Origin of the sequence: Pseudomonas frederiksbergensis (assembly GCF_035751725.1) — a bacterium.
In the GTDB taxonomy this organism is placed as follows: domain Bacteria; phylum Pseudomonadota; class Gammaproteobacteria; order Pseudomonadales; family Pseudomonadaceae; genus Aquipseudomonas; species Aquipseudomonas frederiksbergensis_A.
Map to the genome: position 1 here is coordinate 2,092,133 of NZ_CP142104.1, position 11,942 is coordinate 2,104,074.

Consider the following 11,942-nt stretch of genomic DNA (forward strand, 5'->3'; position numbering starts at 1 on the left):
AGCATCCGCGCCATGAATTTCCCAGGACGAATGACCGGTGGCGCGCTTTTGCTGTCTCTCAGCTGCGCGGCGCTGGCACAAAGTGAATTGGATGTGCGGATCAAACCGTCCAATGACGAACTCAAGGCCAACGTAGAAGGGTACATCGGTGGCTTGGGCGATCGTGACGAAGACGCGTTGCTGCGCTTCAGTCGCGGCGCCGAGGAGCAGGCGCGCAAGGCGGCCCAGGCGCTGGGCTACTACCAGCCGCAGATCGACAGTGAGGTCCAGGCGGGCAAGGCGCCGCGCCTGATCCTGAGCATCGACCCCGGCGAGCCGGTGCACTTGCGTAATGTCACGATTCGCATCGACGGCCCGGCGGCGTCGCTCAAGCGTTTCCGCGTGCCTGACAACGCAGGCCTCAAGCCCGGTGCGGTGCTCAACCACGGGCGCTATGAAGACGCCAAGCGGACGATCCAGAACCAGGCCTCGCGCTATGGTTTCTTCAGTGGGCGGTTCATCAGCCAGACGTTGCGCGTGGACCCGCAGGCCGGTATCGCCGACATCGAACTGATCTACGACAGCGGGCCGCGCTACGCCTTGGGCCCGGTCAGTTTCGAAGGTGATACACCCTTCGATGAAGACCTGCTGCAACGCATGGTGCCGTTCAAGGCGGGTGCGCCCTACGACTCCGAGCTCATCGCCGAACTCAACCAGGCCTTGCAATCGAGCGGCTACTTCGAAGGCGTGCGCGTCGATGCGGCGCCCACCGCGGCCACTGACAACGTGATCCCGGTAGCGGTCAAGCTCAACACCCGCAAGCCTCGCACCATGGGGTTGGGCCTGGGGTTCTCCACCGACGTAGGCCCCCGCGCGAAGGCCAACTGGACGCGCCACTGGGTCAACCCGCAAGGGCATAGTTATGGCTGGGAAGCGGAAGTGTCGGCGCCGCGGCAGAACGTCGGCCTGTGGTACGACGTACCGCTGGACCCACCCTTGACCGACAAGCTGCGCTACGCCGGCGGCTACCAATATGAAGAGCTGGCCGGCACCGATACCCTCAGCAAATTGCTCACCGTGGGGCCTGAATGGCACAGCAAGTTGCCCAGCGGCTGGCAGCGGGTGGTGTCACTCAAATGGCAGCGCGAGGAATACCGTCTCGGTGACGATTCGGGCCTGAGTACGTTGCTGATGCCGGGCGTCAGCTATTCGTACCTGCGCAGCGATAACCGTATCGACCCGCACAATGGCTACCGCCTGCAATTCGACACCAAGGTCGCCAAGGAAGGGCTGGGTTCGGACAACAACCTTTTGTATGGCACCGCCATGGTCAAGGGCCTGACCACCGTGTTCGACAAGCATCGTTTCCTGGCGCGCGCCCAGATCGGCGGCAGCGCCACCAATGGCTACAAATCGATTCCGCCGTCCCTGCGGTTTTTTGCCGGCGGCGATCAGAGCGTGCGCGGCTATGACTACCAGAGCCTGTCGCCGGAAAACTCCGAGGGCGATCGCATCGGCGGCCGCTACATGGTGGCCGGCAGCGTCGAGTATCAATATTCGGTCGCGGAAAAATGGCGCGTCGCAACCTTCGTTGACCAGGGCAACTCTTTCAATAATCTCGATTTGCCAAGCCTCAAGACCGGCGTGGGTGTCGGCGTGCGCTGGGTGTCGCCGGTCGGCCCGATCCGCCTCGACCTGGCCCATGCCCTGGACGACGAGGGCGGCATTCGATTGCACTTTTCCATGGGGCCTGAGTTGTGAATCGCGGTTTGAAAATAACGCTGCTGGCCCTTGGCGGTTTGCTGGTGGCGGTCTTGCTGGCCTTGAGCGTGATGTTGGGCACGGCGTTAGGCAGCCGCTGGGCCCTTGGCCTGGTGCCAGGGCTGAGCGTCGAGAATTTCCAGGGGCGGCTGGGCGGGCAGTGGAATGCCGACCGGATAGTGTGGCAACAGGACGCCAGCCGGGTAGAACTCGATCAGCCGGTCTTAGCCTGGTCGCCGTTTTGCCTTTTGCGCATGACCCTGTGCATCGAACAGCTCAAGGCTGACAGGATCGCCTTGCAACTGCCAGCCTCTTCCGATGCGCCGAGCAGCGGTCCGATCAGCCTGCCGGACCTGGACTTGCCCCTGGCGATCGAGCTGGGGGACGTCCAGGTGGGCAGCCTGTCGTTCAACGGCAGCGAACAGCTCAAGGGTTTGCAACTGGCGGCGCACTGGACCGCCGAAGGTCTGCAGATCGATTCGGTGCAATTGCAGCGTGACGAGCTGAGCCTGAAACTGTCCGGCCTGTTGCAGCCGCGTGGGGACTGGCCGCTGAGTGCTGCGGGCCAGCTGACATTGCCCGCACCGGGTGCGACACCTTGGGTGCTGGATTTGAAAGTCGACGGCGATCTGCTCAAGACCCTTGATCTTAGTGCTGACAGCAGCGGTTATCTGCAAGGTCGCCTCAAGGGCGATGTGCAACCGCTCGCGGACAACCTGCCGGCCAAGGTGCGCATTACCGCCGACGGCTTCAAGGCCGGCGCCGACCTGCCGGACACGCTGTTGCTCAATCAGCTGGAATTGACTGGCGAGGGTAATCTGAAAGAGGGCTACCAACTGCTCGGCAAGGCGAGTCTGCCCGCCGAGAAAGGCCCGGTGGCGTTGTCGCTCAGCGGCAAGGTTGACGCCAACGGCGCACACATCGCGGGTCTGGATCTGGATGCGGGCGACCAGCGAAGCCTCAAGCTCACCGGGCAACTGGATTGGCGCGAAGGCTTGAGCGCCGAAGCGAAAATCGCCTGGCTGGACTTCCCTTGGCATCGCCTCTATCCACTGATCGACGAACCGCAAGTCACGTTGCGCCGTTTCAATGGCGAGGTCTCGTACACCGATGGCAAATACCTCGGCAATTTCCAGGCAGCGCTGGACGGTCCCGCCGGGGCGTTCAGCCTGGACAGCCCGTTCAGCGGCGACCTGACGCAAATCCATTTGCCACAGCTCAAGCTCGGCGCCGGACAGGGCAAGGCCGAAGGGCACTTGAGCCTGCAATTCGCCGATGGCATTGCCTGGGACACGGCGCTTGAACTGTCGGCCATCAACCCAGCGTACTGGCTTGGCGAGCTGCCCGGCACGCTGGCCGGGCCGTTACGCAGTAAGGGCGCGCTGAGAAACGACCAGCTCGAGCTCGAAGCGGACCTGGACCTCAAGGGCAAACTGCGCGGCCAACCGGCGCTGCTCCAAGCCAAGGCCAGCGGCGCGGGCGAGCAGTGGAACCTCGGTGCGCTGGATATTCGCCTGGGCGACAACCGCATCAACGGCGCTGCCAGCCTGCAACAAAAACTGACCGGCCAGATCGACATCAAGCTGTCACGGCTGGCCCAACTCTGGCCGCAACTGCGCGGCCAGGTCATGGGCCGTCTCGACATGGCGGGGACGCTCAAGGCGCCCCAAGGCAAATTCGGCTTGCAGGGCACGCAGCTGGCCTTCCAGGACAACCGCCTGCAAAGCCTGAACCTGGACGCGACGCTCGACAGCGGGCAGCGGGGCAAGGTCAATCTGAAGGCGAGCGGTATCAGCACCGGCGAAACATCGCTCGGCGTGTTGACGGTCAGCGGCCAGGGCGACATCAAGCAGCAGAAACTCAATCTCGACCTGCAAGGGCCGCAATTGGAAAGCACCTTGACCCTCGACGGTTCGCTTGACCAAGGCAACTGGCGTGGACGCCTCGCCAGCGGCGACGTGCAAGTTGGCGGGCAAACCTGGCGCTTGCAGGCGCCGGCGAAGCTGGAGCGCCTGGCCAACGGCACGCTGAACTTCGGTGCCCACTGTTGGCGATCCGGCCAGGCCAGCCTCTGCGGGGAAGATCAGCGCCTGATACCGGAGCCAAGGCTGCGCTATCACCTCAAGCAGTTCCCCATCGAAAGCCTGGCCCAGTGGATGCCCAAGGACTTCAGCTGGCGAGGTCAACTCAATGCCGACCTGCAACTGGACCTGCCGGCCAGCGGCCCGAACGGTCGAGTGTCGGTGGATGCCAGCGGCGGAACCTTGCGGATTCGAGATAATGAGCAGGGCAAGGGGCAATGGCTGGATTTTCCCTACCAGACCCTGACGCTGAACAGTCGCCTGACGCCCACGCGTATCGACACGGATCTCAATTTCGTCGGTGCCCGGCTCGGTGAATTGATGCTCCAGGCCCGAATCAATCCGTTGCCAGCCAGCAAACCGTTGAGTGGCACCTTCCGGTTGAGTGGCCTGGACCTGTCGGTGGCCCGGCCGTTCGTGCCGATGGTGGAAACCCTGACCGGCCATTTGAACGGCAGCGGCACGCTGTCCGGTGGCTTGCTTGCGCCACAGGTCAACGGCAACCTCGTGCTCAGTGACGGCGAAGTGTCCGGCCCGCAATTACCGATCAGCCTCGAAGCCTTGCAGGTACGAGCGATGATCGCTGGGGAAACGGTACGCCTCGAGGGCGATTGGAAAAGTGGCAAGGACGGGCAGGGCCGCCTGGCCGGGAACATCGGTTGGGGTGAGGCCCTGACGCTGGACCTGGCGCTCAAGGGCTCGCAACTGCCGGTCACCGTCGAGCCCTATGCGGTGCTGGACGTGGCGCCGGACCTGAACATCACGATGCAAGGGGAGCGGCTTTCGATTGCCGGCAAGGTCCTGGTGCCCAAGGGCGAGATCACCATTCGGGAACTGCCGCCGTCCACGGTCAAGGTCTCGGATGACACGGTGATCGTCGGCCACCAGACTGAAGAGGGCAAGGCGCCGATGGCCATGGCAATGGACATCGACGTGATCGTCGGCCAGGAAAAACTCGCCTTCTCGGGTTTCGGCCTGACGGCCAATGTGAAAGGACAGGTGCACATCGGCGACAACATGGACACCCGCGGCGAACTCTGGCTCAACGACGGTAAATACCGGGCCTACGGACAGCGGCTGACGGTGCGCCGTGCGAGGTTGTTGTTCGCCGGGCCCATCGACCAGCCGTACCTGGACATCGAGGCGATCCGCCAGACCGACGATGTCATCGCCGGCATCCGCTTGAGCGGCAGCGCCGAACAGCCGGCCACGCAGATTTTCTCGGAGCCGGCGATGAGCCAGGAGCAGGCCTTGTCCTATCTGGTGCTGGGCCGGCCATTGAGCACCACCGGGGAGGATAACAACATGCTCGCCCAGGCAGCGCTGGGCCTGGGCTTGATGGGCAGTTCCGGGGTGACCACCAGCCTCGCCAATAACCTGGGGATTGAAGATTTCCAGCTCGACACCCAAGGCAGCGGCAACGACACCAGCGTGGTCGCCAGCGGCAACCTGTCGGAAAAACTCAGCCTGCGCTACGGCGTGGGTGTGTTCGAACCGGCCAACACCATCGCGTTGCGCTACAAGCTGAGCAAGAAGGTCTACCTCGAAGCCGCGAGCGGCGTCGCCAGTTCACTGGATATCTTCTACAAGCGCGATTTCTGATCCCTGCTCAAAACAACCTGTGGGAGCGGGCTGGTTCGCGAATGCGGTGCATCAGCAAAAAAAATTGCTGACTGACGCACTGCCTTCGCGCGAGCCAGCCCGCTCCCACGCGTCTGTTTGTGCATAGCAAGCTAACTATTTGTTTGACATTTGCTGCCTAAGCAGTAACATCTCGACATACATTCACTGCCTAGGCAGCAAACCGTACTCCGATAACGGTACCCAGATGAAGCACTTCACCCCGGACGAATTCCACAATTGCCATCTCGGCATGCTGCTCGGCCGCGCCGCGCTGCTCAAGGATCGAATCATCGACACGCACATGGAGCCTGTCGGCATCACCGCCGCGCAGTTCAAGGTGCTGATCATCATGGCCCAGCACGGCATCGACACGCCGGTGGAGCTGTGCCGGTACCTGTCGCTGGACAGCGGCTCAATGACGCGGATGCTCGATCGCCTGGAGCAGAAGGGCTTCCTGGTTCGCCAACGCTCGGCGGAGGATCGCCGCCAGGTTCGCCTGGTGCTGACCGAGGCCGGCCAAGCGCTGGCCGATCGCCTGCCGTTTATCGGCGCCGACGCCATGAATCAACTGGCCGGTGCCATCAGTCGCGAGGAGCTGCAGACCCTCGAGAACATCCTCAAGAAAATACTGCTCGCCGCCGGTGATCCCATCACTGTGCTGCGATTGGGGGAAAAATGAAGCGTCAAACCTTGCGTACCCGCCTGAGCCTGGTGCTGTTGGCCATGAGCCTGGCCGGTTGTGCCAGCTACAGCGGCCTGGAGACCGAAGGCGTCAGCCTTGAGGCCAAGAGCCTGCAGGCGGGACAGTCCCTGACCGGCGTCACATTGTCGCCAGCCTCATGGCCGAAAAGCGACTGGTGGAAGAGCCTCGGCGACCCGCAACTCGACGGCCTGATCCGTGAAGCGCTGCGCGACAGCCCGGACATGCAGATTGCCAGCGCCCGAGTCCACCAGGCCAGCGCCGCAGCCTACGCCGCCAATGCCGCACGCCTGCCGACCCTGGATGCCAGTGGCAGCGTCAGCCGTTCACGCCTGGCCCGCGACCAGGACCCGCAAGGGCAGGGCGGGGCCTACAGCACCTTGCGTTCGCTGAGCGTGGATTTCAATTACGACTTCGATTTGTGGGGTGGCCAGCGCGCCGCCTGGGAAGCCGCTCTCGGCCAGGCCCGCGCCGCCGAGATCGACCGCCAGGCCGCGCAACTGACCCTGGCCGCCGACGTGGCCCGGGCTTATAGCGACCTCGGCCAGGCCCACATCATTTATGACTTGGCCAACGAAGACCTCAAGCGCACGCGGCAGATGCTCGACCTGGGCAAGCGCCGCCTCAGCGCCGGGATCGACAGCGAGTACCAATTCCAGCAGACCGAAAGCCTGGAGGCGAGCGCCGACGCGACCTTGATCGACGCGGAGAAACGCCTGCAGAGCGCCAGGATCGCCCTGGCCGTGCTGCTGGGCAAAGGGCCTGATCGGGGCAACGAAATCGCCCGGCCCCATGTGCTGCAGGCCAGCGCGGTCGCACTGCCGTCGAACCTGCCGGCCGAGTTACTGGGCCGCCGTCCAGACCTGGTCGCCGCGCGGTGGCGGGTCGAGGCGGCGAGCAAGAACATCGAGGCCGGCAAGACCAACTTTTACCCCAACCTCAACCTGAGCGCGGCGGCCGGGGTGCAATCGTTGCTGGGGGACGCGATGTTCGGTTCGGCCAGTCGTTTCTTCAACGTGGCGCCGACGGTGTCGCTGCCGATTTTCGATGGCGGGCGCCTGCGCGCTGACCTGGATGCCCGGGACGCCGACTACGACCTGGCGGTGGCGCAATACAACAAGAGCCTGGTCGCGGCCCTTGGCGATGTCAGCGACACCATCAACCAGTTACGTGACATCGGACGGCAGATCGGCGCCCAGCAACACGCCGTGGATATCGCACAGAACTCCTACGACACCGTGGTCCAGCGCTACGGCTCGGGCATCGGCAATTACCTGGACGTGCTGAGCATCGAGCAGCAGTTGCTCCAGGCCCAGCGGCAACTGGCAACGCTCAATGCCGAGCAGATCGATTTGTCGATCCAATTGATGCAGGCCCTGGGCGGCGGCTTCGACACCCAAACCGTGGCTTCGGCCACACCGGCCGCCACCGCGCCGACTCACTGATTCGAGGTATTTGTCATGGCAACTGCCCAAGCAACACAACAAACCCCACAGGACGCTGGCAACCCGCGTAAACGCAAGGTAATGCTGCTGGCCCTGACCTTGGTCGTCATTCTCGGCGGCGTCGGTGTCTGGGCCTGGCACGAACTGTATGGCCGCTGGAGCGAAAGCACCGACGATGCCTACGTCAACGGCAACGTGGTGGAAATCACCCCGCAAGTCACCGGCACGGTGGTGAGCATCGGCGCCGATGACGGCGACCTGGTGCGCGAAGGCCAGGTGCTGGTGCAGTTCGATCCGAACGATGCCGAAGTTGCGCTGCAAAGCGCCCAGGCCAACCTGGCCCGTACCGTGCGCCAGGTGCGCGGCTTGTACAGCAATGTCGACGGCATGAAGGCGCAAGTCCATGCGCAAGAAGCCGAAGTGCAGAAGGCCCAGGAGAACTACAACCGACGCAGGAACCTGGCGGCGGGCGGGGCGATTTCCCAGGAAGAACTGTCCCATGCCCGGGATGACCTGACCTCGGCGCAGAACGCGCTGGCTAATGCTCGGCAGCAGCTCAAGACCTCCAGCGCGTTGGTGGATGACACCGTGGTGTCGTCCCATCCCGACGTGCAAGCCGCCGCCGCGCAACTGCGCCAGGCCTATTTGACCAACGCGCGCAGCACCTTGATTGCGCCAGTGACCGGTTATGTCGCCAAGCGCACCGTGCAACTGGGCCAGCGAGTGCAGCCGGGTACGGCGCTGATGGCGGTCATTCCGCTGGATCAGTTGTGGATCGACGCCAACTTCAAGGAAACCCAGCTGCGCGACATGCGCATCGGCCAGCCGGTTGACATCGAGACCGATCTCTATGGCAGCGATGTGAAGTACAGCGGCACGGTCGACAGTCTGGGCGCCGGGACCGGGAGTGCATTCGCCTTGCTGCCGGCGCAGAACGCCACCGGCAACTGGATCAAGATCGTCCAGCGGGTGCCGGTGCGCATCCATATCAACGCCGAGGAGCTGGCCAGGCATCCGCTGCGGGTCGGACTGTCGACCCAGGTCGACGTCAACCTGCATGACCAGAGCGGGCCGGTACTGGCCCAGCAGCCACCGCAAAAAGCCACGTTCAGCACCCAAGTCTATGACCGCCAGCTGGCCGATGCCGACGCGATGATCACACGGCTGATCCATGAAAACAGTGCGGTGGCGGGCAAGACCGCACAGCGCTGAGGTAGCGCTGCTGCATCCTGTGGCGAGGAGGTAAATCCCCTTGCCACAGGGCGTAACTCCATTCCATCGGGGCGCCTGTAATTCACCACCTCCGCTTCATAGGATTTTCGCAATGAGCAATAACGCGTCCTTCACGCCGCCCAGCCTGTTGCTCAGCACCATCGGGTTGTCGCTGGCGACGTTCATGCAGGTGCTCGACACCACCATCGCCAACGTCGCGCTGCCGACCATCTCCGGCAACCTGGGCGTGAGCTCGGAGCAGGGCACCTGGGTCATCACCTCGTTCGCGGTGAGCAACGCCATCGCACTGCCGTTGACCGGGTGGCTGAGCCGTCGGTTCGGCGAGGTGAAATTGTTTTTATGGGCGACGATGCTGTTCGTCCTGGCCTCGTTCCTGTGCGGGATCTCCACCTCGATGCCGGAGCTGATCGGCTTTCGCGTGGTCCAGGGCCTGGTGGCCGGGCCCTTATACCCGATGACCCAGACCCTGCTGATTGCCGTATACCCGCCAGCCAGGCGCGGCATGGCCCTGGCGTTGCTGGCGATGGTCACGGTGGTGGCGCCGATCGCCGGGCCGATCCTCGGCGGCTGGATCACCGACAGCTATAGCTGGCCGTGGATTTTCTTCATCAACGTGCCCATCGGGATTTTCGCGGTGATGGTCGTGCGCCAGCAGCTCAAGGCGCGGCCGGTGGTCACCAGTCGCCAGCCGATGGACTACGTTGGCTTGATCACGCTGATCATTGGCGTCGGCGCGCTCCAGGTGATTCTCGACAAGGGCAATGACCTCGATTGGTTCGAGTCGAACTTCATCATTGTCGGCGCGCTGATTTCGGTGATCGCCTTGGCGGTGTTCGTCATATGGGAAATGACCGACGGCCACCCGGTGGTCAATCTGCGGCTGTTCGCCTATCGCAATTTTCGCATCGGCACCATCGTCCTGGTGGGCGGTTACGCCGGGTTCTTCGGTATCAACCTGATCCTGCCGCAATGGTTGCAGACCCAGATGGGCTACACGGCCACCTGGGCCGGCCTGGCGGTGGCGCCGATCGGTATCCTGCCGGTGTTGATGTCGCCCTTCGTCGGCAAATACGCCCACAAATTCGACTTGCGCCTGTTGGCTGGGCTGGCCTTCCTGGCGATTGGCCTGAGTTGTTTCATGCGCGCCGGGTTCACCAATGAAGTGGACTTCCAGCACATCGCCCTGGTGCAGTTGTTCATGGGCATCGGTGTGGCGCTGTTCTTCATGCCGACCTTGAGCATCCTGATGTCGGACCTGCCGCCGCACCAGATCGCCGATGGCGCGGGGCTGGCGACCTTCCTGCGAACCCTGGGCGGCAGCTTCGCCGCGTCCCTGACCACTTGGATCTGGATCCGCCGGGCCGACCAGCACCACGCGTACCTGAGCGAAAGCATCAGCACCTTCGAGCCCGCCACGCGCGAGACGATCAATCAGCTCGGCGGGGCGAGCACACCGGTCTATGCCCAGCTCGACCAGATCCTCACCAGCCAGGCGTACATGCTTTCCACCGTGGATTACTTCACGTTGCTGGGCTGGGCGTTCATGGGATTGATTTTGCTGGTGTGGCTGGCGAAACCGCCGTTCGCGGCGAAAGCGGGACCTGCGGCCAGCGGTCATTGAACCAACACGACCCCCTGTGGGAGCGAGCAGCTCGCTCCCACAGGCTGGGATCTATGTGCGGCTGGGGATTGTGTCAGGTGCCGGTAGTTGTGGCGGCGGGGCAAACCCGAACGGCGCCAACGCAAACCCCTGTTCATCCACCTGCAACGCCCACCCTTGCTTGTCCCAATCCCCCAGCACGATGCGTCTCGCAGCGTGTTCGCCCAGTTGCAGCTTGTGAATGGCGGGGCGGTGGGTGTGGCCGTGGACCAGGGTCTTCACGCCATATTGCTGCATGACCCGCGGGATCTCTTCGGGCGTGACGTCGACGATGTCGTTGGCTTTCATCCGCGTCTGGGTGCGGCTTTCGCTGCGCAGCTTGCGCGCCAGTTTCTGGCGGCTGCCCAGCGGCAGGTGGCGCAGGATGAACAGCGTGACAGGGTTACGCAGCCAGCGGCGCAGCTTCATGTAGCCGACATCCCGCGTGCAGAGGCTGTCGCCGTGCATCAGCAATACCGGCTCGCCGTTGAACTGCACGACACTCGGGTCCTTGAGCAACGTGCAACCAGCCGCTTTGCAGAAAGCCTGCCCGAGCATGAAGTCACGGTTGCCGTGCATGAGGAATATGGCCGTGCCGCTGTCGCTCAATTCGCGCAGGGCCTGGCAGATGGAACGCTGGAACGGCGTCATGGCATCGTCGCCGATCCAGGCCTCGAAAAAGTCGCCGAGGATGTACAACGCTTGCGCCGAGCGGGCGCGTGTGGCGAGTAAATCCAGAAACGCCCGGGTGATGTCCGGGCGCTCCTCTTCCAGATGCAAGTCTGAAATCAGCAGTATCACTCAATGATCTCGGCTTTCTCGATGATCACGTCTTCTGCCGGGACGTCCTGGTGGCCAGCCTTGGAGGTGGTGGCGACGCCTTTGATCTTGTCGACCACGTCGGTACCGGCGGTGACCTTGCCGAATACGGCGTAGCCCCAGCCCTGGACGTTCTTGCCGCTGTGGTTCAGGAAGGAGTTGTCGGCGACGTTGATGAAGAACTGCGCGGAGGCCGAATGCGGCTCCATGGTGCGGGCCATGGCAACGGTGTATTTGTCGTTGGAGAGGCCGTTGTCGGCTTCGTTCTGGATGCTCGGGCGCTTGTCTTTCTTTTCTTTCATGCCAGGTTCGAAACCGCCGCCCTGGATCATGAAGTTGCCGATGACACGGTGGAAAACGGTGTTTTCGTAGTGGCCGGCCTCGACGTATTCAAGGAAGTTCTTAACGGTGATCGGAGCCTTTTCGGCGTTCAGCTCCAGGACGATGTCGCCATGGTTGGTGGTCAGTTTGACTTGGGTCATGATCACTACTCTTTCAAGGAATTCGTGGGTTTCGGGGGCGCGGACGCCCGCAACCGGTCTGGCTGTAATCGGCCAGGCTGGGCAGTTTAGCGCGCCATGCGCGAATTTCGAGGCTGTTTTTCATCTGGCTGTCGAATAAATTCAATCGTTTGCCGGCCTGGTCTGTCAGGTGCTTGACAG

Annotated in this window: 8 protein-coding genes; 6 read left to right on the plus strand and 2 right to left on the minus strand. The window is 63.1% G+C overall.

The genetic code is table 11. The features are described 5' to 3' along the window. The first annotated feature begins 12 nt into the window (after nt 1-12). The 6 genes from VQ575_RS09370 to VQ575_RS09395 all read left to right on the plus strand — a co-directional run bounded on the left by VQ575_RS09370 (nt 13) and on the right by VQ575_RS09395 (nt 10,443). Complete coding sequence (locus VQ575_RS09370) at nt 13-1,740, plus strand: autotransporter assembly complex protein TamA (RefSeq protein ID WP_325919517.1); 1,728 nt, start codon at nt 13-15, stop codon at nt 1,738-1,740. Next, entirely contained in the window at nt 1,737-5,423 is a 3,687-nt protein-coding gene (locus VQ575_RS09375) for a translocation/assembly module TamB domain-containing protein (RefSeq protein WP_198726727.1), read from the plus strand. Before VQ575_RS09370 ends, VQ575_RS09375 begins: the two co-directional genes overlap by 4 nt. A 226-nt stretch (nt 5,424-5,649) precedes the next feature. Further along, complete coding sequence (locus VQ575_RS09380) at nt 5,650-6,123, plus strand: MarR family winged helix-turn-helix transcriptional regulator (protein WP_039592807.1); 474 nt, start codon at nt 5,650-5,652, stop codon at nt 6,121-6,123. Beyond that, nucleotides 6,120-7,589 (plus strand): efflux transporter outer membrane subunit, encoded by a 1,470-nt coding sequence (locus tag VQ575_RS09385; RefSeq protein WP_039592808.1) that lies wholly within the window; start codon nt 6,120-6,122, stop codon nt 7,587-7,589. Before VQ575_RS09380 ends, VQ575_RS09385 begins: the two co-directional genes overlap by 4 nt. A 15-nt stretch (nt 7,590-7,604) precedes the next feature. Then, nucleotides 7,605-8,801: an efflux RND transporter periplasmic adaptor subunit gene (locus VQ575_RS09390; RefSeq protein WP_039592809.1), complete on the plus strand. Its 1,197-nt coding sequence runs from the start codon at nt 7,605-7,607 to the stop codon at nt 8,799-8,801. A gap of 112 nt (nt 8,802-8,913) precedes the next feature. Beyond that, nucleotides 8,914-10,443, plus strand: a complete 1,530-nt coding sequence (locus tag VQ575_RS09395) for a DHA2 family efflux MFS transporter permease subunit (RefSeq protein ID WP_039592810.1) — start codon at nt 8,914-8,916, stop codon at nt 10,441-10,443. A 51-nt stretch (nt 10,444-10,494) separates the two neighbouring features. On the opposite strand, the gene VQ575_RS09400 is transcribed toward VQ575_RS09395, so the two are convergent. Both VQ575_RS09400 and VQ575_RS09405 read right to left on the minus strand, forming a co-directional pair. After that, nucleotides 10,495-11,262 (minus strand): UDP-2,3-diacylglucosamine diphosphatase, encoded by a 768-nt coding sequence (locus VQ575_RS09400; RefSeq protein WP_325919518.1) that lies wholly within the window; start codon nt 11,260-11,262, stop codon nt 10,495-10,497. Beyond that, nucleotides 11,259-11,762, minus strand: coding sequence for a peptidylprolyl isomerase (locus VQ575_RS09405; protein WP_039592812.1), 504 nt, complete (start codon nt 11,760-11,762; stop codon nt 11,259-11,261). The genes VQ575_RS09400 and VQ575_RS09405 overlap by 4 nt, the downstream gene beginning before the upstream one ends. Between the last annotated feature and the right edge of the window lie 180 nt (nt 11,763-11,942).

Excerpts from the sequence above, each read along its gene's own strand:
- VQ575_RS09390 (WP_039592809.1), top strand. The coding sequence starts at position 7,605 with ATGGCAACTGCCCAAGCAACACAACAAACCCCACAGGACGCTGGCAAC.
- VQ575_RS09395 (WP_039592810.1), top strand. The coding sequence starts at position 8,914 with ATGAGCAATAACGCGTCCTTCACGCCGCCCAGCCTGTTGCTCAGCACC.
- VQ575_RS09385 (WP_039592808.1), top strand. The coding sequence starts at position 6,120 with ATGAAGCGTCAAACCTTGCGTACCCGCCTGAGCCTGGTGCTGTTGGCC.
- VQ575_RS09405 (WP_039592812.1), bottom strand. The coding sequence starts at position 11,762 with ATGACCCAAGTCAAACTGACCACCAACCATGGCGACATCGTCCTGGAG.
- VQ575_RS09370 (WP_325919517.1), top strand. The coding sequence starts at position 13 with ATGAATTTCCCAGGACGAATGACCGGTGGCGCGCTTTTGCTGTCTCTC.
- VQ575_RS09380 (WP_039592807.1), top strand. The coding sequence starts at position 5,650 with ATGAAGCACTTCACCCCGGACGAATTCCACAATTGCCATCTCGGCATG.